This window comes from Haloarcula sp. JP-L23 (assembly GCF_011602445.1).
Lineage (GTDB): Archaea > Halobacteriota > Halobacteria > Halobacteriales > Haloarculaceae > Haloarcula > Haloarcula pellucida.
In genome coordinates, this window is record NZ_CP050014.1 from 513,400 (window position 1) to 537,362 (window position 23,963).

At 61.4% G+C, this 23,963-nt stretch carries 16 protein-coding genes; 9 read left to right on the forward strand and 7 right to left on the reverse strand.

The features are described 5' to 3' along the window. Nucleotides 1–4 precede the first annotated feature (4 nt). The 3 genes from G9465_RS02520 to G9465_RS02530 form a co-directional block, all read right to left on the reverse strand. Nucleotides 5–1,264: an argininosuccinate synthase gene (locus tag G9465_RS02520; protein WP_166967238.1), complete on the reverse strand. Its 1,260-nt coding sequence runs from the start codon at nt 1,262–1,264 to the stop codon at nt 5–7. A gap of 305 nt (nt 1,265–1,569) precedes the next feature. Further along, a complete protein-coding gene (locus G9465_RS02525; RefSeq protein WP_166967240.1) occupies nt 1,570–2,394 on the reverse strand; it encodes a hypothetical protein in 825 nt (274 codons plus the stop codon). A 136-nt stretch (nt 2,395–2,530) separates the two neighbouring features. Continuing rightward, on the reverse strand, nt 2,531–3,646 hold the full coding sequence (locus tag G9465_RS02530) for a hypothetical protein (RefSeq protein ID WP_166967242.1): 1,116 nt from the start codon (nt 3,644–3,646) through the stop codon (nt 2,531–2,533). An 89-nt stretch (nt 3,647–3,735) separates the two neighbouring features. Between G9465_RS02530 and G9465_RS02535 the strand changes: the two genes are divergently transcribed. The 4 genes from G9465_RS02535 to G9465_RS02550 are packed head-to-tail and all read left to right on the forward strand — an operon-like array spanning nt 3,736 to nt 10,131. After that, nucleotides 3,736–3,924, forward strand: coding sequence for a hypothetical protein (locus G9465_RS02535; protein ID WP_166967244.1), 189 nt, complete (start codon nt 3,736–3,738; stop codon nt 3,922–3,924). A gap of 46 nt (nt 3,925–3,970) precedes the next feature. Then, nucleotides 3,971–4,480 carry a 2'-5' RNA ligase family protein gene (locus G9465_RS02540; RefSeq protein WP_166967246.1) on the forward strand — a complete coding sequence of 170 codons (510 nt, stop codon included), beginning with the start codon at nt 3,971–3,973 and terminating at the stop codon, nt 4,478–4,480. A gap of 55 nt (nt 4,481–4,535) precedes the next feature. Further along, complete coding sequence (locus G9465_RS02545; protein ID WP_166967248.1) at nt 4,536–4,958, forward strand: PPC domain-containing DNA-binding protein; 423 nt, start codon at nt 4,536–4,538, stop codon at nt 4,956–4,958. A gap of 1 nt (nt 4,959) precedes the next feature. Beyond that, nucleotides 4,960–10,131 (forward strand): DNA polymerase II large subunit, encoded by a 5,172-nt coding sequence (locus G9465_RS02550; protein ID WP_166967250.1) that lies wholly within the window; start codon nt 4,960–4,962, stop codon nt 10,129–10,131. A gap of 483 nt (nt 10,132–10,614) precedes the next feature. Here the strand turns inward: G9465_RS02550 and G9465_RS02555 are convergent, their stop codons facing one another. Continuing rightward, a complete protein-coding gene (locus G9465_RS02555; protein ID WP_166967252.1) occupies nt 10,615–11,247 on the reverse strand; it encodes a site-specific integrase in 633 nt (210 codons plus the stop codon). A 91-nt stretch (nt 11,248–11,338) separates the two neighbouring features. On the opposite strand from G9465_RS02555, the gene G9465_RS02560 reads away from it, so the two are divergent. From G9465_RS02560 to G9465_RS02575, 4 genes are all read left to right on the forward strand, one after another. Next, nucleotides 11,339–11,791, forward strand: coding sequence for a hypothetical protein (locus G9465_RS02560; RefSeq protein WP_166967254.1), 453 nt, complete (start codon nt 11,339–11,341; stop codon nt 11,789–11,791). A gap of 727 nt (nt 11,792–12,518) precedes the next feature. After that, on the forward strand, nt 12,519–15,050 hold the full coding sequence (locus G9465_RS02565; protein ID WP_166967256.1) for a phage/plasmid primase, P4 family: 2,532 nt from the start codon (nt 12,519–12,521) through the stop codon (nt 15,048–15,050). Between the two features lie 652 nt (nt 15,051–15,702). After that, complete coding sequence (locus G9465_RS02570; RefSeq protein ID WP_166967258.1) at nt 15,703–16,599, forward strand: hypothetical protein; 897 nt, start codon at nt 15,703–15,705, stop codon at nt 16,597–16,599. 252 nt (nt 16,600–16,851) lie between these two features. Further along, nucleotides 16,852–18,147: a PQQ-binding-like beta-propeller repeat protein gene (locus G9465_RS02575; protein ID WP_166967260.1), complete on the forward strand. Its 1,296-nt coding sequence runs from the start codon at nt 16,852–16,854 to the stop codon at nt 18,145–18,147. Between the two features lie 268 nt (nt 18,148–18,415). Here G9465_RS02575 and G9465_RS02580 read toward each other — a convergent pair whose 3' ends face one another. After that, entirely contained in the window at nt 18,416–19,714 is a 1,299-nt protein-coding gene (locus tag G9465_RS02580; RefSeq protein WP_227015682.1) for a tyrosine-type recombinase/integrase, read from the reverse strand. A 195-nt stretch (nt 19,715–19,909) separates the two neighbouring features. Here G9465_RS02580 and G9465_RS02585 point away from each other — a divergent pair, with 195 nt between their 5' ends. Next, nucleotides 19,910–20,119 carry a hypothetical protein gene (locus tag G9465_RS02585; protein ID WP_166967263.1) on the forward strand — a complete coding sequence of 70 codons (210 nt, stop codon included), beginning with the start codon at nt 19,910–19,912 and terminating at the stop codon, nt 20,117–20,119. Here the strand turns inward: G9465_RS02585 and G9465_RS02590 are convergent, their stop codons facing one another. Together G9465_RS02590 and G9465_RS02595 are read right to left on the reverse strand one after the other, a co-directional pair. Then, a complete protein-coding gene (locus G9465_RS02590; RefSeq protein ID WP_166967265.1) occupies nt 20,120–22,021 on the reverse strand; it encodes a PAS domain-containing sensor histidine kinase in 1,902 nt (633 codons plus the stop codon). Between the two features lie 25 nt (nt 22,022–22,046). After that, complete coding sequence (locus G9465_RS02595; RefSeq protein ID WP_166967267.1) at nt 22,047–23,894, reverse strand: histidine kinase dimerization/phospho-acceptor domain-containing protein; 1,848 nt, start codon at nt 23,892–23,894, stop codon at nt 22,047–22,049. Nucleotides 23,895–23,963: the final 69 nt, after the last annotated feature.

Consider the following 23,963-nt stretch of genomic DNA (forward strand, 5'->3'; position numbering starts at 1 on the left):
GGGGTTATTCCTCCGAGGACTCCCCGTGGTCGTCCTCGCCACCGTCGGGAACGGCCGTGCCCTTCTTCGCGTTCTCTAAGATGCCGTTGGCGAGACGGGACTGGAAGCCGTGGTACTTCGCGACGCCGGTAGCGTCCTGCTGGGTGATGCCGCCGGTGACGTCCTCCTCGTCGAAGGAGGCCGCCGACTCGCTGTAGACGGCGTAGTCGGACTCGCGGGAGACCGGACGGCAGTGGCCGCCTTCGAGCTTCACGGTGACGGTGCCGGTGACGCGCTCGTTGGTGTCGTCGATGAACGCTTCGAGTGCGCTCACGAGCGGCGCGTCCACGAGGCCCTCGTAGGCCTTCTGGGACCACTGCTGGTCGACCTGCTGTTTGAACGCGCGCTCTTCCTGCGTGAGGACGAGGCCTTCGAGCGCCTCGTGCGCGGTGAGCAGCACCGTCGCCGCGGGGTGCTCGTAGTTCTCGCGGACCTTCAGACCGAGCATGCGGTCCTCCATCATGTCCGTGCGGCCGATGCCGTGGGCGCCGGCCTGCTCGTTGAGTTGCTCGATGAGTTCGACCGTCCCCAGTTCCTCGCCGTCGACGGCGACGGCCTCGCCGTCTTCGAACTCGATATCGACGAGTTCGGCGTCCTTGCCGGAGGGGTTCTCGGTCCACTTGTAGATGTCGTCCTCGGGAATCGTCGAGGGGTCTTCGAGTTCGGAGCCCTCGATGGACCGGCTCCAGAGGTTCGTGTCGATGGAGTAGCGGCCGCCGTCGCCGCCCTCGACGGGGAGGCCCTTCTCTTGGGCGTACTCGTTCTCCCACTCGCGGGTGAGGCCGAGTTCGCGCACGGGGGCGATGACCTCCATGTCGGAGTCGCGCCAGATGGCCTCGAAGCGCAGTTGGTCGTTGCCCTTGCCGGTACAGCCGTGGGCGATGCCGTTACATCCCTCCTCCTCGGCCACCGAGAGGATGGCCTTCGCGATGACCGGGCGGGCGAGCGCGGTGCCCAGCGGGTAGCCCTGATAGTCGGCGTTGGCCTTCACGGCCTTGAGACAGAGGTCGGCGAACTCCTCTTTCGCGTCGACGACGTACTGCTCGACGCCGAGCGCTTCGGCCGTCTCCTCGGCCTCCTCGAACTCGTAGTCGGGCTGGCCGACGTCGACGGTGACGCCGATGACCTCGTCGTAGCCGTACTCCTCTTTCAGCAGCGATACGCAGACTGTCGTGTCGAGCCCACCGGAGAAGGCGAGCGCGACGGTTCCGTTTCCTTCTGACATAGTTGTGTACTCTGTGGGTTCCGTGGTGTGACTGTCGGTTTGGACTGACACGCCGGACAGCCGACCGGCGGTACTCGGAGTCGAAACGAACCGTGAAACGAAGTGAGGAGAGTAGTGGGCCTAGCAGAGGGCCCGTCGTCGTCGGCTCGGGGAGAAGCGGACGGACCGCTCGTCGACGGCGGCGAACGCGTCGGCGACGATGGTCCGCGTCATGTACTTGCGACTACCGTAGGTCCCGTACTAATAGCTTCCGTGTTCGAGGAGGCGTGTTTGTCAATCACACGGAGACTGCTGACAGAGTGTCGTCAGTACTCGCCGTCGGGGGCCGGGACGGTCTCGTTGGTGGTCGTGTTCGCGTCGGGCAGGTCGCCGGTCTCGGCCTCGACGGTCGTGTCGGCCGTCGTGTTCACGGTCGTGTCGGTGTCGTTCGTCTCCGCGTCGACCGTCACGGTCGCCTCGGCGTCGGCACCCGTCTCGTTGCGCTCGCTCTGGTTGCGCTCGCCGCGGTTCTCTCGTGCCTCGGAGCCGCGGTCGGCTGCCGGGCCGACGCCTTCGCCGACGTCGTTACCGGCGATACTGCGTGCGATTTCGGCCACTTCGGGGCCGGTCAGTTCCTCGGAGCGGTCGGCCAGCGAGCGGACCGCCGCCATATCGACGCCCTCTGCTTCGAGCGCCTCGGCGGGCAGCGTACTCGCCGTCTCGTTGGTCTGGGTGGCCAGTCGCTCGACGGTTCGGGTCTCGGCGTGGAGTTGGGCCATCCGGGCGCGGTACTCGCCCTCGCTCATCGACCCGTTCTCGCGGGCCTGCTGGAGGGCCGCCTTGCGCTGTCGGAGTGCTTCGAGGCGCACCTCTAGCTCGCCGGTCTCCTCGGCGACGACGGCCGCGCGGGCGTTGTCGGTGTTGGCCTTGGCGACGCTGATACCGTACGCGCGGGCCTCGACCTCACCGCCGAGTTCGGCGCCCTGCACGCCGACCGCACCGGCGAACTGTGCCCCGGGGGCGACGGTCGCGTTCTCACTGCGCTGTTCGGTCTGGGTCGACGTCTCCTGTGCCATCGTGGCCGCTGGCACCGCAGCCAGTGCGCTCGTCACGAGCAGGAGGGCCAGGAGTGCCGGAGTGGCTCGTCTCATCGTATCCACTGCTTGGCCCCCTATCCACGTATAAATCCCTCACCGTCAGCCCGGTTCGTCGCCGATTAAACCGGATTAAAACGCAGGACAGCGACGGCACTCGGGGCAAAGGAGTGATGAAACGCCGAAACAATTATTACCTATCAGTCTCGTCGTCGGTCGTCTCGGTCACGTCCGTATCGGGGAGGGTGACGACGTTCTCGCGGCCGATGCGGAACGTCTCCAGTTCGTCGTCCTCGCGGAGGCCGCCGATGACCTGACTCGTCTTCGCGTCGGTCCAGTCGAGTCGGCTCGCGACCTCCTGCTGTTTGATGCGGCCGCCGTTCTCGTTCAGCAGTTTCAGCACCTGCTCCTCGTTGCTGAGCAGCTCCTCCGGGGGTGCGGACGCGCCGTTGCCGGCGGCCCCGGCGGTCGCACTCGCTGCCGCGCTGTCGGTGTCTGTCGTCGTGGCCCCGTCCCCGTCTTCGGACGCCGCCGTCGGTTGCTGGACTGGCTCGTCGCCCTCGTCGCCGCCACCGAACAGGCCCGACCGGCGCGCCCAGTACGCGCCCCCGACGAGAGCGAGGACCACCAGTACCGCCCCGCCGACGAGCGCCGTGTCGAGGCCGCCGTCACCGCCCCCGCCGCCCGTCTGCGCGAGGACGACCCGTGGCTCGTCGGTGCCGAACTGCTGTTGGCCCCGCCACGTCGCCGACGTGTTCGAGCGGTCGTCGGGGGCGGGCGCGACCGTCTGGGCGCTGTAGCCCGCGGGCCACGACATCGTCAACGACGTCTCGCTATCGAGGAACAGCCCCGATAAGGCGTCGCCGGCCGTGAGACGGCCGTCCTCGGTGGCGGCGAAGTTCGTCCACCGGAAGCGGTAGGTGACGACGCCGTACGTCTGCCCGAACGACTCCTGTGTGGCCGTGACGCTGACGTTCTCGATGGCCATCTCCCGGCCGGTCGCGTTCTCGGCGGCACGGGCCGTGCCGGCCATCCGGTCGCCGAACCGGTCGGTGTAGGCCGTCTCGTTGGCGCGGATGTCGGCCTGTAACTCCTCGAAGGCCTGCGTGTCGTTGTCGGTCGCCAGTCGAATCCGGTAGGCGACGGCCCACTGCGCGTCGCCGTCGGCCTGTACGTCGGCGGTCATCACGACAACGTCGGGGTCCACCGACTGCTGGGAGAGGCCGCCGAACGCGGCGCCTGCCGCCGTCGCGGGCAGCAGCGCGGTCACGAGCAACAGAGCCACCAGTAAGCTACCGATTCGTCGCATTCTGTAGGCAGTTTACGCTCGGCGACAATATGGTTTGTTGCCGACGGCTGGCCACAACTGGTTTTAGCCGTCGAGCGGAACCGCCACCTATGGACCGCGGGAAGATAGATGTCGACACACTGCTGAAAGTACTGCTCCTTCTCGTCATCGTCTGGATAGCGCTGGAAGTGGTCGAAGGTGTCCTCGGTATCCTCGGGTGGCTCCTCGGCCCGCTCCAGCCACTCCTCGGCATCGCGCTCATCGTCCTCATCGTCCTCTACCTGACCGGTCGGCTGTAACCGGCGGACCGCGTCCCTTTTGCCGCCTGCCCGACTCAGTAGCGGCGTGTACAGCCTCAACGTGTCCCTCCCGTCGTCGGTGACCGCGCTGGCGGGACGCCTCGCTCGTGACCTCCCGCGAGCGCAGGCCCGCCCCCGCGGCGAGCACACGATGGTCGCCAAACGACTGGGGAGCGGCGACCACGCCACCTACGCCCGCATCGAAGGGCGCACGCGGGACGCGCTCCGCGGGACCGACCCCTTCAGGGTTCGTGTCACCGGCCTCGAACAGTTCGAGACGGCGGTGACCGGGCCCTCGCCGGTCGTGTACCTCGCCGTCGAGAGCCCCGGCCTGCGGGCGCTGCACGAACGCCTCTGTGTCGAGTTCGACCCCGTCGACGGGATGGAAGGAGACGCCTACGTCCCGCACGTCACCGTCGCGCGCGGTGGCGACCCGGCGGCGGCCGAGCGACTGGTCGACCGGGAGATAGACCCCGTCGAGTGGACCGTCGAGGAACTCGTCTTCTACGACGCCGAACGCGGGCAGTCCGTCTCTCGCGTGTCCCTGCCGGCGTAGGACGTCGCGGGTCAGGGCGGTACGTTTTTGCCGTCCCCTACCGTCCCGTTTCTGTATGGATTATCGGGAGGTCGACACTGCTTCGGAGTTCGTCTGCCGACTGGACCACGGTGCCGACTGGCGGACGGAGATAGAGTCGTTCGCGGCCGATCAGAACGTCGACGCGGCCTTCTTCTACGGACTCGGTGCGGTACAGGACGCGGAGATCTGGTTCTACGACCAGGAGCGCACGGAGTACGACGCCGTCACCTTCGACGAACCGCTGGAGGTGGCCGCCTGCGTGGGCAACGTCTCGTGGCTGGAGGGCGAGCGCTTTGCCCACACCCACGCCGTCCTCTCGCGACCCGACGGCGAGGCGCTGGCCGGGCACCTGAACGCTGGGACCGTCTGGGCCGGCGAACTGTACGTCCGAGCGTTCGATACGCGCCTCGAACGCGAACACGACGACCCGACGGACCTCGACCTCTGGGAGCTCTGAGATGCGCGAGGCCGACGAACAGTACTTCGAAACACTCGAGACGGAACTCGAATCGGCGATGGACGTCGCCCAGCGTGCCCGCCAGCGCGGCGGCGACCCCAAACCGGAGGTAGAGATACCGACCGCGCGGGACATGGCCGACCGTGTCGAGAACATCCTCGGCATCGACGGGGTCGCAGAGCGAGTCCGAGAACTGGAGGGACAGATGTCCCGCGAGGAGGCGGCTCTCGAACTCGTCGACGACTTCGTGGAGGGCACCGTCGGTGACTACGACACCCGCGAGGGGAAAGTCGAGGGTGCAGTTCGGACGGCCGTCGCCCTGCTGACCGAAGGCGTGGTCGCCGCCCCCATCGAGGGTATCGACCGCGTGGAACTGCTGGAAAACGACGACGGGACGGAGTTCATCAACGTCTACTACGCCGGCCCCATCCGTTCTGCGGGTGGGACCGCACAGGCACTCTCCGTCCTCGTCGCCGACTACGCCCGCGCATTGCTGGGCATCGACCAGTACAAGGCCCGAGAAGAGGAGATAGGCCGCTACGCCGAGGAGATAGACCTCTACGACAAGGACACCGGCCTCCAGTACTCGCCGAAGGAGAAGGAGACGAAGTTCATCGCGGAGAACATGCCCATCATGCTCGACGGGGAGGCCACCGGCGACGAGGAGGTCTCGGGCTATCGCGACCTCGAACGCGTCGACTCGAACTCCGCCCGCGGCGGGATGTGTCTCGTCCTCGCGGAGGGCATCGCACTGAAAGCCCCGAAGATTCAGCGCTACACCAGGAATCTGGACGAGGTCGACTGGCCGTGGTTGCAGGACCTCATCGACGGCACTATCGGGAAAGACGACGAGGCCGATTCGAAAGACGACGGAGACCAGAGCGACGACGCGAGCGAGGACGCCGACGGTGACGACGGCGGCGACGAGGACAGCGCGGAAGAGAGCGGTCCGCCCCGGGTCGAACCCGCAAAGAAGTACCTCCGGGACCTCATCGCCGGCCGCCCGGTCTTCTCACACCCCTCGAAGTCCGGCGGCTTCCGCCTGCGCTACGGTCGGGCGCGCAACCACGGGTTCGCGACGGCGGGGGTCCACCCGGCGACGATGCATCTGGTCGACGACTTCCTCGCGACCGGGACCCAGATAAAGACTGAGCGGCCGGGGAAGGCCGCCGGCGTCGTCCCCGTCGACACCATCGAGGGACCGACGGTCCGCCTCGCCAACGGCGACGTCCGGCGCATCGACGATGCCGAGGAGGCGCTGGAAGTGCGCAACGGCGTCGAGAAGATACTCGATTTGGGCGAGTATCTGGTCAACTACGGCGAGTTCGTCGAGAACAACCACCCGCTCGCGCCCGCCTCCTACACCGTCGAGTGGTGGGAACAGGACTTCGAGGCGGCCGGGGCCGACGTGCAGGCGATGCGGGACAGTCCGACCGTCGACCTCGCGGACCCCAGCGCCGAGGAGGCGTTAGAGTGGGCGACCGAGTACGACACACCCCTCCACCCGAAGTACACCTACCTCTGGCACGACGTGACCGTCGACCAGATGGGGGCACTGGCCGACGCCATCGACGAGGGGCAGGTCGCACAGACCGACGGTGCCCGCGAGACGCGTCCGCCGGACGCGTCTCGGGACGGCGAGCGGGGAGCGAGCGGGGCGACACGCCGCGGAAGCGACCCGCGAGCGGCCGACGGCGAACTCGTCCTCCCGCGGACCGACGACGCACAGGCCGCCCTCGAACGCCTGCTGGTCGAACACGTACAGGACGAGGACCGCCTCGTCGTCCCCGACTGGCTACCGCTGGTCCGGACGCTCGGCTTCGACCGCTCGCTGGAGCGAGAGTGGACCATCGAGGACCTCTCCGACCGCGCGAAGACCTACGGCGAACAGGAGGCGGCCGACGCCATCGGCTACGTCGACGACGAACTGGGCGACGAGGCGGGTCGGAACGCCGTCCTCGCGGTCAACGAGGTGTCGCCCTTCGAAATCCGCGAGCGCGCCCCGACCCGCATCGGCAACCGGATGGGCCGGCCCGAGAAGTCAGAGCGTCGGGACCTCTCGCCGGCCGTCCACACGCTCTTCCCCATCGGCGAGGCCGGCGGGGCACAGCGGAGCGTCGCCGACGCGACCAGACACGCCGACTCGATGAGCGAGACGCCGGGCCGCGTCGACGTGGAGGTGGCCCGCCGGCGCTGTCCCGACTGCGGCACGGAGACCCACGACGCCCGCTGTCCGGAGTGTGACGCCGTCGCTGAGACGGTGTACGTCTGTCCCGACTGCGAGATGGAGGTCGAACCCGACGAGTCCGGCCGCGCGGAGTGTGGCCGCTGTGAGACGCTGGCCTCGCCCACTCAGTACACGGAACTGGACGTTCAGGAGATATACCGCGACGCCCTCCAGAGCGTGGGCGAACGCGAGACGGCGTTCGACACGCTGAAAGCGGTCAAAGGGCTCACCTCCGAGGAGAAACTGCCCGAACCGATGGAGAAGGGGATTCTTCGGGCGAAACACGACGTCTCGGCGTTCAAGGACGGCACCGTCCGCTACGACATGACCGACCTGCCGGTGACGGCGGTCCGACCGGCCGAACTCGACGTCGACCCCGACCGCCTGCGGCATCTGGGCTACGAGACGGACATCCACGGCGACCCGCTGACCCGCGCCGACCAACTGGTCGAACTGAAAGTGCAGGACATCGTCCTCTCGGACGGCGCGGCCGAACACATGCTCCAGACCGCGGCGTTCGTCGACGACCTCCTAGAGCAGTACTACGGCCTCGACTCGTACTACGAGTTCGACGACCGCGAAGAGCTCGTGGGCGAACTCGTCTTCGGGATGGCCCCCCACACCTCCGCGGCGACGGTCGGCCGGGTGGTCGGGTTCACCTCGGCGGCCGTCGGCTACGCCCACCCGTACTTCCACGCCGCGAAACGGCGGAACTGCTTCCACCCGGAGACGAAACTTTGGTACGAGGACGAGGAAGGGTGTCATCACTACGAGCAGATAGCGACACTAGTCGAGGAACGACTCGACGTAGAGACGGCTGAGGAGGACGACTTCGGGACGCTCGTACAAGAACTCGATGGGGACCTGTCCGTTCCATCACTCACTGCGGATGGTTCGTCGACAGTTCAGCCAGTCAAGGCCGTCTCGAAGCATCCAGCACCCGAGCATCTCGTGCGAATCGAAACACGAAGCGGACGGGAACTGACGGTCACGCCGGACCACGAGATGCGTCGCTGGCGCGATGGTATCGAGTCGGCTCATGCGCACGAAATTGAGGTCGGCGACACACTGCCAGCTCCGGGTTCTGTATCGGTCGACGGGGAACAAACCGAGTACGACCTCCTCGAAGAATTCCTCGCCGTCGAGTCCGTCTCTAACGACGACCTCGTTATCCGAGATATCGGTGCCGAACAGTTGAAACATATCCTCGCCGATGCGACGCCGGGAGACGGCTACTGCAAGGCCACGGCGGACGAACTCGGTATCAGCCAGTCGACGGTGTACAACTGGGTGTCACGCGACAGCGTTCCCGCATCGGCACTCACTGCACTACTCGGAACGGAAGGAGTCGTCGAGCAGATCCCCGTGGACGTTCGCCTTGGGATGCGGCGAGATACGGCAACCGTCGAGCGACAGTTCACCGTGGACACGGCGATGGCTACTGTCCTTGGGTACTACGCGGCAGAAGGATTCACCCGTCGGGAACCGGGCGAGTTCTACCAGACGACGATTTGCACGCCAGACGAGACGGCACGAGAGCACATCATCGAAACCGTCGACGAGGTGCTCGGTATCGGCGCGTACGAGGAAAACGAGTGGAAGGTGACGATGTCGAGCCGCCTCGTGGCCGCATTGTTCGCCGATGTACTCGATGCTGGCTGTCGCGCAGAGACGAAACGAATCCCGAACTGTATCGTCTCTGGGACGGAAGACACGGCATCTGCGTTCCTCGCTGCATACTTCAGCGGGGACGGAAGTGCTTCTGCGGACCGTCTCGAAGTACGAGCACACACAGTCAGTGACGAACTGGCTTCGGACACTGTCGCCCTGCTGAAGCGGTTCGGAATCGCGTCGAAGACCTACACCGAACGGCGCACCGTCGAAAGCGGCCCGGTCGGGGAGTTCTACGATGAGTCCCCGACCTTCGAGACGACTGTGCTCAAACTCACGTCGGAGTTTGCGGCACGGTTCGCCGACCGGGTGGGGTTCCACCTTGACCGGAAACAGGAAACGCTGACTGACGCACTCGAAAATGTCGAATTACGGTCACAGCGACTGTTCGGCGACGGCGGCGAGTTGCTCCTCGACGAAGTGGTTTCGGTCGACTACGTCGAGAGCGACGTAGCACACACGTACTGCCTGACCGTCGCGGAGACGCACACGCTCGTTGCTAACGATATACTGGTCGGTCAGTGCGACGGCGACGAGGACTGCGTGATGCTCCTGATGGACGGCCTGCTCAACTTCTCGAAGTCCTACCTCCCGAACAAGCGCGGCGGGCAGATGGACGCCCCACTCGTCATGTCCTCGCGCATCGACCCGAGCGAAATCGACGACGAGGCCCACAACATGGACATCATGGACCGCTACCCGCGAGCGTTCTACGAGGCCACGCGGGAGTTGGCCGACCCCGCGGAGGTCGAGGACATCATGAAAATCGCGGAGGAGACGCTGGGCACCGACCGCGAGTACACCGACTTCCGGCACACCCACGACACCACCGACCTCGCGGCCGGGCCGGACCTCTCGGCGTACAAGACGCTCGGGTCGATGGAGGAGAAGATGGACGCCCAGTTGTCGCTCTCGCGGAAACTCCGGGCCGTCGTCGAGTCCGACGTCGCCGAGCGCATCATCGAATACCACTTCCTGCCGGACCTCATCGGCAACCTCCGGGCGTTCTCCAGACAGGAGGTGCGGTGTCTGGACTGCGGGGAGTCGTTCCGCCGGATGCCGCTGACCGGCGACTGCCGAGAGTGTGGCGGCCGGGTGAATCTCACCGTCCACGAGGGGTCGGTGACGAAGTACATCGACACGGCCATCCGCGTCGCCGACGAGTTCGGCGCTCGCGACTACACGAAACAGCGGCTGAAGATTCTCGAACGCTCTATCGAGTCGGTGTTCGAGAACGACCACAATAGGCCTACGAGTCTTGGTGATTTCATGTGACTCGGGGTCTCTGAGAGCGATATTCGCTCTAAATATTTCCGCAGGCGCAGTTAGCCCCACCCCAAATAGCACCAGCTATCTCTGCAACGACACCCACCATCAACAGTTGTGCGATATTGGGCTCTCCGACGATAAACGCAGCAATCGATAGAAAGAACGTCAGCGGCAAGGCAATGATGGAGAGAACCACGATAGCTATGTTCTCACCGCAAACCATCGGCTCCCCCCTCAACGACGATAGAGACAGTTCTCTGGACCATATCCTAACTGAGTAGTCTAATAGCGAATTCCATTGTAATGGACTCGTTTCTAGCGGCCAGTACATTACTGAGTCGGGCATGATTTGGTTGGTGATACGAGAGTATCCCTCACGCAGTGAGTTCAGGACGGTATTCCAGATTTAATGTATCGCAGAGCGGTTTCAGCACACAAAGGAAGGGCTTGAGTGCAGAAGTTCCAAGTGGATCGGACCGGCTACGTGTATCAGACGGTTCTGAAGTGGTCATAAACCCTCTCAGTAGTTTGTATGGACCGGTGCCTCAATCGGTTTCTCACGTCATAGAGGGTATACCCGTCTTCCTCATGGAGCATCCGATATGCCACACTGTGCCTGAGTGCATGTGGAGTTACGGCTGAGTGAGTGGCCTGAGATCCATCAAGTTTGAACGGGCGAACATCTGCTTCAGCAGCCACTTCGCTCAGCATATCCCGGACTGCTTGGGGAGTCATGCGGTCGCTCACGCGTGAGGGGAACAGCGCAGGGGCCGATTTCCAACGATTAATCATGTAGGAACTCGCTATTCTGGGCGTGCCCAGCGCGTCGTCCGGATCGAGTTCTATCGTAATTGCACTCGGACTCGACTCCGTTGGGTAGTCCTTCTGGATGTGGCCGGGGAGGAATAGCTGTTCGTATCCATTTCGGAACATCTCCACGTCGAGTTGGACGAGTTCGCCGACACGGAGCCCTGTATCGTACATGAGAGTGATTATCGTCTCGTTCCGGTTCCGGAGGTAGGAGAGAAATCTGTCGGCGTGAGCCGCAGTCCGCAGTTCGTTGACCTGTCCCGGTTCGAGCCACACAGTCGCCTGACCTTGGGAATCCGTATTTTCGGCCATTATACGGTCGGTTATTTATAAATGAGGTCTGATGAAACCCCGTTGACCATTGGATTCCATTAGTAGAATCCCCGAGTCAACGCTGATCCGATTGTCCGTCGTCTACGTCCATCGACCACTGCTCGTCTTTGAACTGGAGAAGATCGTCGCCTTCGACTATCCCTTCACGGACGAGAGCACCGATCTCTGCGTTGCTGAGATACTTGCCTTCCTCGAATCGGTTCTTCGCCCGTTCCACGTCGATTTGTTGGTCACGCTGCAACTCGATGGAAACATCGGCCTCATAGACATCGTCCGTACGGTCAAACTGTCCATCGAGCCAGACAGAAGTCTCGGCATGTTTCACCGCCCGTTCTATGAGGTCCTCGAAGTCAAGATTCCAGTCTCGACATACCATATACACGAAGACAATGATCTGTTCGAGCCAACCTACTCCACGGTCACCACTACGAGCCACAACTCCTTCAGCGACGAATTCTTCGCGCTTCCGGTGACCGGTATCCTCGAAAAGGAGTCGCCGATCTCTCTCCGTCAGATTGTGTGAGAGCAGATCGAAGTCCGCAAGTGCGTGTCGTATTCGGTCCCGGATACGGACACGCGTGTTTACCGCTGATTCTTCGGTGATGTCGCTGTCTCCACGGAGATATCTACGGTCGGATGTCGTCAAGATGCCACGTTCACGGCCATCGTCGTCTACAGAGACCATAGGAATCGGATGGTCATACAACCACTTTACAATTGCCCCTCATCTGGATAATCGTGAACGAAGCTAACAACGGCGGTCAATCGATGTGCCGCATCCCGGTCTCAAAGGCAACGCGAGACCTCGTGCGAGCACAAAAGCGCGGAGGACAGAGCTACGACCAACTTCTGCGTGCAATGGTGACTCAGTACGAACCCGAGGAGGTGCCTATCGAAGATTAACGACCGAATGGAACAACGGTCCATTCACCCTATTAGGCCATTGTTCCGCCGTTCGCAAAAGCATTCGGCTGACGCGAGACGGCCAAGTATGATCGATAGAGCCCCGAGACAACTCCCTGCTAATCTGTGGGCTCAGGTCGGAACCGTATCGGGCCGCGCAGACTGGTCTCGGTTCCGAGGAGGCCGGGATTGATGAGGAACCACCCAGACGAGGAGTTTGGAGCGATTCGAGAGCATCGTGAGGCGCTAGAAGCCCTCGCAGACACGGACCTTCCTGCGGCCCCGTGGGCTCGTCGACTGTTAGAACTGCTTGACGATATCGATGAAAACCATCGAGGTGATTCTCTATGAGCGAGGACACCGACAAAGCCCCCGAGGATGAGGCGTCAGCGATATGTGCCGAGCTTGTTGCTGAGAGGCTGCATGAGGCCGGTCTCGATACAGAACAGTTCATAGACGTTCAAGATGGTTGCAAACGTTCCACGAATCATGATCGGTTCGGGCCACAGGATGTCAACGGAAACTATGGCATCTACGCGAATGGCGAGGTCTCCGGCGGCCTCGTGGGCATTGATATCGACGACTACACTGCCGTGGCTGACGAGGCACTTGCTGTCCTTAGTAACTTGCCACCCACGCTGACCGTCGAGACGCCACACACGGACGGTGAGAGTGGAGGGCACCGGTTCTACGTGGTTCAGTCTGGTGAAGAATTCGACACAGCTCAGGAAGCCTGTGAAGGCGTCTGGGATGGTGCTACAAACCCGGGACCTTCGTGGGGTGAGGTTCGTGTCCATAACCAGTATGTCGTCGGTCCGGGCTCACAACTCGACGGCTGCGATAAAGATTGGTGTACCGATTGTGAGACTCATGATGGCGGTCGATACGCTATTGCCGACGACCGGCCCATCGCAACCATCAGTGCAGATGACCTCGCTGCCATGCTCCGGGCCGATTCTAATTGCCCCGACACGAGCGCACACCAAGACGGTCGTTTGAATGGTTCTACCGACGCTACGACCGAAAACGGTGCTCAAGGGTATGAGGCTATGCCCGACAATCTGGGATACCCCGATCCGGAGCTAGTCGTGGAAGCGAAGGATCTCGTCGAGGGCTATCCACGAGATAGTGATAGATCGACGCACGACTGGGTTATCTGCAAAGAGCTTGCCCGCCATGGAATACCAAAAGACATCGCAGAACGTTGGTTTCAGGAACATCTGTCAATATCGAAGGTAGTTGAACGCGACGACATTGACTATGGTGGAACGTGGACAACAGCAGCGAATGAAGTCCGAGACGAGGACGGGGAACTCGGATCGTACACAGTTGAGGTCATCCCTACTGAGACTGAAGATATCCCCGTGTCTGTTTCACGGACAAAGAGCACAGCAATAGATGAGCCAGATACTGATGGGAGAGGGAACGTATTAACCGAACGGTGGCAAGCGATTGAATCGCTTTATGTCGAAGACACAACGCCGAAGCACGTCGCTCGTGATGCCGCGTTCAACCAGATTAACCAGCAAGAACACTTGCTCGCTCTACGAGACACCGAGAACCTGTATCGGTATGATCAGCAAATGGGCATCTACAAACCAGACGGTGAGCAGTACATAGGCGGTATACTTGATCGAAGGCTCGGATCATTCTACACGACGAATGAACGCAGTCAGATCATCTCACGGTTGAAAGATCGTAATTGGACCGACCGCGAACAGATAGATGGCCCAAAAGGTATGGTCTGCGTGTCAAACGGCGTGCTCGATCTATCTATGTCCTCTGATCCGACTCTTCGGCCGCATAGTCCCGAGCATGAATTCATCAGATCGCTTCCCTACGCGGTGAATCCGACTGCCCCAGACACATTTGACCCACATGAGGAGTGTCCGGAGTTCGTCGCCTTCCTTGATGACGTGGTACGTGACGAGGACCGCGACAAGCTTCAGGAGTATGCTGGATACTGCCTACTTACATGGGGACAGCCATTCAAGCGGGCACTCGTCTGCCTCGGCCCGACCGACTCCGGTAAGTCCACGTTCCTTTCGGTCCTCCATGCCATCCTCGGACCGAAGAACGTCGCAAACGAATCTCTGTACTCGCTCGTCCAGACACGGGGGGGGACTGCCAACCTCTACGATGCATTTGCTAACATCCGCAATGAGCTCTCTCCGGGCGATCTCAAGCATCCACAGAAGTTCAAGGAGATTACGAGTGGATCAGATGCTATTGACGCCGAGAGGAAGGGCGAAGATAAGTTCACGTTCGTCCCGACAGCGAAACACCTCTTCGCCGCTAATCAAGTCCCGAGCATGGACGCCGCCGATGAAGCCTTCTATAATCGCTGGCTATTCGTCACATTCCCCACGAGCGTCCCACGTCACGAGCAAGAACGTAACCTCTCGGATAAACTTCTCCGTGAGGAAGCCTCGGGCATCCTCAATTGGATGATCGCTGGCTACGCCCGACTCGTCAAACAACAGGGGTTCTCTGGCGAACGGTTACTTGGCGAAAAAGAGGAAATGTGGCACGCCTATGGTGATAGCGTGGACCGCTTCGTGGATCGGTGTCTTGACGTGACCGGCGATAAAGATGACCGACTCTCGAAGAGAGACGCTTATACTGCGTATAAAGCCATGTGCGACAACCGTGGTCTTGCTCCTGAACGCAAGCAGGCGCTTACCCGTGATCTCAAACGGCAATCTGGAGTTGACGATGCCAAACCACGGAACAATACTGTGAACACTGTTCTCCCCGATGAGCGCGAGCGTATTCGGTGCTATACCGGCCTACAACTCACTGATCAGGGCCGCGACTATATTGACGCTGGCAGCAACGACAGTGGGGGCAGTACCGATTCGAGTATCTCGGACTACTGAATCGACTATCTTGCGTACTTAAGACCATATCTCTGCTTCGGGTTATCGTTCAGCTATTGGCCCGGTTAGAACCGTATCAAACAACCACACATCGAACGATTGGGCTGTATGGTCCGGAGGAAATCGTATTCCTAAGAATGCAAGCTACAAGACCTATACACAACTACCTGCGACGGTTGGGATATCCCCCGTACCAACCAGACCATAAGATCGAAGCCCTGTGATTTTCTACCCAGACCACTGTAGGACCACCCCCGGACGATGACTTGACCGGAGAATGGTTTGTGTCCTCACAAGACATTGTCCGAGCTACCAGACTTGTAGGAACTCCTCGGCTCTATTGAAACCCTCAGCCTTTGACAATACACACGTGCTGCATACAGAGCATCTATGCAGCACACGGCTACTGTTCGTTTCAGCCCACAAGTGATGAAACAGCTGTGAAGACAAGCCTGCGAACTGACCAACGTACCCCCTATCAAAAATGTCGATGTTCATAGAACCGTGCTGAATAGAGCGTGCTTATCTTGCATTAGTATAGATGGAAATACTACTAATTAGATTAGTGGTATTAAAAATACAGTCTGCGGTGATTAATAACTTCTTCATAACAAATGGTGGATAGACAGTATGTTAGTCATCGCTCACACATATGACGATTAACAAGACTACGGGTCTCTGGTTGTTGTTCGTGGCCGGTGTTTCGTTCTTTCTTGCTGGAATTTTCAACCTCCCCGCTGGAATTGGTGCTGGTCTAATTGCTGGTGTACTCTGGTGGGGACTGATCGAACAGCCAGGGAAACCAACAGTGCTTCGCGGTGGAATTTTTGGCTTGCTCACTGTGCTTCTGGCCCATCCATTAATGTGGCTTATTGGAGGGGTATTCGGACACCCGATTTTTTCTTCGGCAGTGTTCGGTTCTTTTGATGGCTCCTTAGATACGATATCTGATTTAAACGCATTAGCAGGGAACGTTTTGTTTGGCGCGTTTTTGAGTCTGGTTGCGGGGTCCTTTACACTCCTAATCGGTGTTGTTGCTGGCATTATGCTCGTTGTCCTCCGACGTAGATTGCAATCACCCGATGATATTCTACTCCGTCCACAACGAATTGGATCGGCGATCCTACTTGGGAGTGGTATCGCAGTATTAGGATATGTCATATTCGTCTTAATAATCATTTTCCAATTAGGCATCCAATTTGCTGACCAGATTCATGCTGACCCGACCATCGTATTGATTATTATATTTCTATTTACATCTTTGCCCGGGCCTGCCGTAGCGGGGTTTCATCAATCAAAAACTATTCGAGGGGGTATCAGGAGTGGAATTTATTCCGTGTTTCTTGGGCTGGCTGTCGCTAGTGTGGTATTGATCATTAGTACACTATTTCAGCATATTATCACATCTGGGAGAATAGAGATTACATTGTTCAATCAGGGATTCATTGGATTTGTCACTAGTGTGGGGATTATCAGTGTAGTTGTCTTACCTATCATTGGTGGTGTCGGTGGAGTAATCGGCGTCCTTATTCGGAGGTCCATGATGTAGATTGTTGGGCTACCGGATGTTGAGCATGAATACTAGTTACCATTACCACGTTCTCTTGACCTCACAAATTTCGACCTCTGTATTCAACTCGCGGTTCTTGGCAAGGGGCGTATTGATAGCTGGTCGGCGTTGCTTCAGTCCACTGTATCGATCGTTCAGTAGGTGTGCTTATCGAATACCGCTCTCATCCCGACGAAGCAGTAAACGTGGAAAGTGCCGACTATTCTTGAGTGTCCAGTGATATGTCCCGGTATGGACCGGCGAGCATACGTGGCCGCCTGCGGGATGGTGTCGCTCGGCGGCTGCCTCGGCGTTGTTGATGACCGAGATGAGGGACTGCGTCCCGGTGATATCTCCTGCGTCGAGGATCTCTCGTCCGGTTCCTCAAACGGACCCGACGACGGCTCGTGGCCGACCGAACTCCACGACATGCAGAACACCGGCCAGACTGACGTACCAGGGCCGAGCGGGTGTGTCAAGACGCGGTGGACGTTGCCTCAGAATCCGCAGGGCGGGTTGCATACTGGTCCCGTGGTTTCTGACGGCCTCGTCTACGTTCCGGACCAAACAAATGCCGACACCTGGTTCGTCGCTCTTGATGCGCAAACGGGGGAAGAACAGTGGCAGTACACGGATACGTCACATGAACGGCTCGTCCCCCGACACTCACCGACGCTTTCCGACGACCGACTCTATCTTGTCGATGGGGATAACCTCGCTTGTGTAGACACTCAGAATCAAGTCACGGGCTGGTTCCTTGACCTCTCCGATGAACAAGAGAAACTCCCCGGAATCGGGATTCCACGCGTTGTCGAAGGAACCGTTTACATCGGTGTCGGTACCGGAGAAGTTCTTGCGTTGAACGCCAACACTGGCGCTCGCCAGTGGACCCACGACATTGAGGGGCTTCCCTCGACCCAATCAATCGAGGGAGATAACGATTCTCAAGTAAAGGCGCGTCGCCGAGGGACACCCTACGCCCCGGTTGCCGCGACGGAACAGCGCGTATACGTCACCAGTTGGGACTTATCGCTTCATGCGCTCAACGCCGCCACAGGGGAGCGCGAGTGGCAGTTCTCGCCCGGGATGGACCACTTGGATATGATGCACGCGCCGGCCGTCGTTGATGGGGTAGTGTACACGCAGACGGAAGATGCTATCCTGTACGTCCTCGATGCCGAGACAGGAGAGCTGTTGTGGACGTACGACGAGTACGGCGAATCCTCCGACGGTGTGTCACCAGTAGTCGATGACGAGTCGGTGTACATCATCGCAGGGACCTCGACCGAGAATCTGTTCCTTATTGCGCTAAACCGAGCGGATGGAACAGTCCGGTGGAAGCGGTCGGTGGGGCCGCCCTTCGTGGAGCCGGCCGCCGACGCTGACACGCTCTACATCGACCAAGGTCGGAGCCTCCAAGCAATCGAGAAGGCGACGGGGGACCGCTTGTGGACGCTCCATACGGACCGAGCAGTCTCCGCCCCTCCAGCGATTGTTAACGAGGCGGTCTATGTGGCCGATGATTCTCACTTCTACGGCCTCTGGTGAAGTGGTTCTTCAGGGGAGAGTTGAGAATCCGACACCCTCAGATTGTGACTGGCTTGCCTAATTACTCAATCAAAGGGTGGAACGATAAGTCGCTCACCTGTATTGACCAACCCATACTCCCGCTTTTCAGGGGAAGACAGCTGACCGATACGCGCGCTGTATTCAGCACGGCTGCTTGAACCTATCACCGATTGAAGGTTTCAACAAGGCCGTTCTGTCTTAAATTCGACTATGACCTGTGGGTATCTCACAGCAGGCCCGCTGCTAGTTATGGTTCGACACCCATCCGGTCAAGCAATGCAGCACGAACCGACGGGTCCTCTAACAGTTCATCGAGAGTATCGAGTTCATCAAGGGTATCGCCGTCGTTGGGATCAGTCACGCCGTAGGACTGTTTCACATCGTCATCTATCTCCTCCAGCACGGCCTTCGCATCTGGCGTATAGACGGTCCCACAGCGGGCGCAAGCTTTCGCGTTGGCTTCTAGCGGATTGTGGCAGACGTTGCACACATCGGGCGTGAGAGGTGATTCGTCATCTGGTTCACGGATACCCCAAGCCGTCTCCGCGCGTTCAATGTGGTCGTCCCCGGAGAGGTGAGCATAAGTCGTTTCCATCACGGTACTCGCGGCATCATGGCCGATGAGATACTTGATGGTGTCATCCGCGAGATGGTGGTCACGCTTGGCTATCGTGACGAAGTTGTGCCGCATGGCGTGCGGATGCATCGGCTTCTGGATGCTCGTCTTTGATTTGATGTCTGCCATGATACGGCGAATCGTCTCCCCGCTGACCGAGCTAAACGGGTCCACAGCAGCGTAGCTCGGACGCGCTGTGATCAGGTATGCCTCGGGTTCGTCGGGGGCAGGATGGTACTCCAGCCAGTTCTGAAGAGTGCCCTTCGCGCCGAGGAGCGGGCGCTTGCCATTACGGTCGGACGCACCTTTCAGTCCATCAACTTCGGGATTCAAACGGAACGTTCCGGCCTGTACGTCTACGTCCTTGATACGGAGTGTGCGAAGCGCCTCCCGCCGCTGACCAGTATAGAGTAGAAGATCGACAACCGCACGGTCACGTGGATTCCCTGCTGCCTTTCTTACCTCCTGAATCTCTTCGCGTGTGAGCATATCGTTCGGGTCAATCGACGTATCTCCTCTCTTGAACAGCGGGATTTCAGTAGCATCGATCTCGAAATCATGGTAGCCGTAGAATTTGCGGAGTGCCGCTTGATACGAAGCGAGAGTTCCTTTCGAGAGTCCCTCGTCTTTGACGTGTGGATGCGTGCCGTCGTGCATGTCCTGTACGTCGCTATTTAATTCGTCAGCTGTAGCGGTCGTCAGGTCCCGCTGACGTGCGAACACAGCAAGTCGATATAACCACGACATGAGGGTGCTCGGTGCCCGATAGCTTTCGCCACTAGGCTTGGGCACCATGACGTTCTCATCGTCGTAGGCGTGAACGAGTTCGCGGATAGCATCAGCCGTCTTTTCATCGATCTCGCCCTTGTCGACGTAGCTATCGAAGGTTTTGAACCGGGCGGCGAGCTTATCCCGGGGTGTAGTAGCCATACTAAGCGTAGGTGTCGCGCCACGATAAGTCGATAGGAATAACCACAAGTCGATGGTATATTCGACCACAACAAGCAGTCCGGCATCGCGGACTTCATGTAGTCGGCCTGCGCTCTCAGGCCGCCGACGGCCGCATGACGGGCGTGTGACGACCGTCCGATGGGTGCTTTTGCCGCTCGACACCAATCGTGGTATGTGACCACACGACCCACCCAAGTGGCGACGCCCGAGTCCGGGTCGGACGTCGACCGCACTTCCACCGGTGCCACCCCGACGAGCATCGCGCAGTTCGAACTAACCGTCCTGCACTGTCGCATCGCCGCGCTGGAGACGGCGCTCGAATGCGAACGCGAACGCCGGAAGGCGGTCGTCGAGCGGTACGAACGACTGCTCGACGAGCGCTAATCAGCGGGCGGTAACGTCTCTGACCTCGAACCGAGCGCCGCCGGTGTCGCTCTCGACGACCGTCACCGTCCACCCGTGTGCCTCCGCGATGGTTTTCACGATGTAGAGCCCGTACCCCGTGCCGTCTTCGCTGTCGGTGTACCCCATCTCGAACACCTTCTCGCGTTCGCTCTCGGCGATACCGGGGCCGTCGTCGGCGACGTAGAACCCCTCGCGGTCCGGGAGCATCCCGACCGTGACAGTGACCGCCTCGTCGTCTGCGGTCCCGTGTTCGGCGTCGTCGGACGCTGGTCGACTGTGGGAGGAGCCATGCTCCACGGCGTTCCGGAAGAGGTTCTCCAGCAGTTCGACCAGTCTGGAGGCGTCGGCCTCGACGGTCCCACAGTCGGCGGTCCGAACCGTGAAACGGTCGGCGCCGACGGAGGCGCGGGCCTCGTCGACCGCGTCCTGCAACCGGACGGCCGTCGTCTCGCCGACGGCCTGTCCTTTCTTCGCGAGGGTCAGCAGTTCCTCGGTCAACTGCGCCATCCGGTCTAAGGCGCCCTCGATTTTGTCGAAGTGTCTCGGTTGTGGGTCCTCTCTGGCGATTTCGGCGTAGGCGTCGGCGACGGTAAGTGGGTTCCGCAGGTCGTGGCTGACGATGCTGGCGAACTCCTCTAACCGTTCGTTCTGGCGTTCGAGTTCGCGTTCGCGTTCGGCCCGGTCGAGTGCGGCCTCGACGTTGGCCGCGAGGATGTTCGCGAGGTCCAGTGTGAACTCGTCGACGGTCCCCTCGCCGGTGGTGACGCCGAAGACGCCGTGGTCGCCGACTGGGATGAGGGCGGCGGCGGGTTCGTCGGCGGCCGTCCACTCGGCCACCGCGTCGGCCCCGTCGGCGGTGACAAACAGCGTCTCGCCGCGGTCGAAAGCGCGGTCGTACCACTCCGCGTACCGGTCGTAGACGCGCCGTTGGTCGTCGGGGTCGACCGGTCGGAGGGTCCCGCCGTCAGCGTCGACGAGTGCGACCTGCACTCGGGGAAGCGCCGGGATGTCCTTCGCGATGGCGACGGTCACCTCGCCGATTTCGGTCCGGTCGCCCGCCCGAACGAGGTCACGGCTGGCCTCGTGGACCGCCCGGACCATGTGTTCCTGTCGCTTCTCGTCGGTGACGTCGCGGGTGCTCCCGACGATGCCGATGGGGTCGCCGTCGGCGTCGAACCGGGGCGCTTTCGCCGTGTTGACCCAGCGACTGCGGCCCTCGATGTCGACGTAGTGTTCGACCTTGTTCAGCATCGGTTCGCCGGCGGCCATGATGCCCTGTTCCTCCTCGTAGAGTTCGTCGGCGAGGTGGTGTGGGAGGAGTTCGTAGTCGGTCAAGCCGACCAGTTCGTCCCGGTCGAAGTCGTACTCGCTGGCCGTGAGCGCGCTGGTGTCGACGAACCGGCCGACGTCGTCCTTGACGAACAGCTGGTGGGGAAACGAGTCCAGCAGCGAGTCAAGCAGTTCGGAGTCGGACTGGAAGTGCGTCTCGCGACCGGCGGCCTGCTTGACCCGGCGGACGATGAGTTCGGGTCGGTTGCCGCCCATCGTTATCGCGGCGTCGACGCCCTCGTCCACCGCCCGGTGGGTGAACGCCCGCGTCGTGGTCGTCATCGACCCGATGTCGTGGCCGTAGAGTGCGACCGGCATCTCGGGGTGGGCGTCGGTGAGCGCCTCCAGTTGGGCGAATCCGTCGACTGCCGAGTGCGACGCGGTCTCCGGGGCGTGCAACAGGACACAGCACGCCGCCGTCGCGGAGACGTCGTCGACGGTCTCGACGACCGCCACTGCCACGTCGTCGGCCGTCCGGAGTGCAGCGACGACAGGGCCGAGTCGACCGTCCGGGTCGACGCAAGTGACGGGGAGCGGATCGGCCTCGCTCATCGGCACCCACCACCCGGCGTCGGTGTCATCGTGCCTCCAGTCCGGTTATCTCGAACCGGACGTGATCGCCGTCGGTGTCGACCGTGGTCACGTCCCAGCCGTACGCTTCCGCGATGGTGGAGACGATGTACCGGCCGTACTGTGTCCAATCGGCCGTGTCGAGCGGGCGCGTCGACAGGGGGTCTGCGTCGCCGGCCGCCGCCGTCCGGCCGGCGTGTTCGATGTAGACCCCGCCCGTGCCGAGCGAACCCACGCGGACGGTGGGGTCGTCCGCCACGCGTTCCAGTACTACCCAAAAGAGGTTCTCGAACAGTTCCTGCAGGCGGTCACGGTCGGCGACGACGGTACCGGGGTCGTCGAGCGTCAGCGTCGCCTCGCCCGTGTTGACGGCCCCCCAGGCGGCCCCGGCGAGCTCGGCGACATCGACGGCGACGCGGTCCCCGACGATCTCGCCCTGTCTGGCCAGCGCCAGCAGTTCGTCGACGAGACGGTCCATCTGGTTTAGCGCCGTGTAGATGCGCTCTACGTGTTCTGACTCTTCTTCCAGCAGTTCCGCGGCACCGAGTGCGACCTGCAGCGGGTTCCGGAGGTCGTGGCTGACCATCGTCGTGAACGCTTCCAGCCGCTGGTTCTGTGTCGCTAGCTCCCGTTCGTGTTCTCGGAGTTCCTGTTCGCGCTGGGCCCGGTCGAGCGACGCTTCGACGGTCGCAGCGAAGACGTTCGCGAGGTCGAGCGTGAACTCGTCGATGGAGTCGCTGGGCGATAGCCCGAGGGCACCGTGGTCGCCCAGCGGTAACACGGCGGCCTCGATCTCGTCCGGTGGGGCGGCGTCGGTCCGCGTCGTCCGTCCGTCGGGCCTCGTCGTGACGTACTGCGGGTCCGCTGTCTCGAAGGCGCGCCAGAACCACCGCTCGTGGGTGTCGAACAGGGCGGGGCCGTCGTCGTCGGTGTCGGCGGGCGTGAGGCGGTGGCCGTCGTAGAGGACCACCTGTGCCGACGGGAGCGTATTGATCTCCGCGGCGATGGCCGTCGTCAACTGGCAGATGCCAGCGGCGGTCTCCGCTCGCATCAGGTCACGGCTCCACTCGTTGAGCGAGGCGACGAGTTTCTCCCTGCGGCGTAACTGTGTCACGTCCCGGGTGCCGCCGACGATACCGGTCACCCCGCCGTCTTCGTCGTATCTCGGGACCTTCGTCGAGGATATCCAGCGGTCCTCGCCGTCCTCGACGAAGTGTTCGACGACGTCGACTTCCGGGGATTCCCGTTCGCGGATGCGCTGCTCCTGTTCGTACAGCGCGTCGGCCAGTGTCGGGGGGAACAGTTCGTAGTCGGTCAAGCCGACCAGTTGGTCGCGGTCGTACCCCTGTGGCTGTGTCGTCTCGTGGCTCCCGATGGCGATACGCGAACGGTCGTCTTTGACGAACACGTCCTCCGGAAAGTGCTCGAAGAAGTCCGTTAACAACTGTTTCGGTGGACCGAACGACTCGCCGTCGGTCACGGCGTCCCGGAACCGACAGGCCAGCAGCGACTCGCGTTCGGGCGGGACGTACACCGCGTCGGCGGCCCCGGCGTCGAGTGCGTCGACGGCCACGTCGGCCCCGGGGAAGCCGACGGCGTACATGACGACCGGACAGTCGACGGCAGCGACTGCCGTCTCGACGCCGGCGATGCCGTCCAGTTCGGGGGTCGTCGTCTCGTCGTGTGCGACGACGACGAGGTCGTAGGCGTCAGTCTCGCCGCGTTCGAGGACGGTGGGGCTCTCGACGCGGTCGACGTCGAATCCGCGTTCGGCGAGGACCGCCTCGACCGCGTCGAGAGCCACACCGCTATCGGTGAACAGGGCCCGGACCTGTCGGCTGTCGTCTGTCTCCATCCCACCAGCTCGTTACTCGACAAGACTAGCGCGACAGATAACGATTCCCCCCAGAGACTCGGCTAGGAA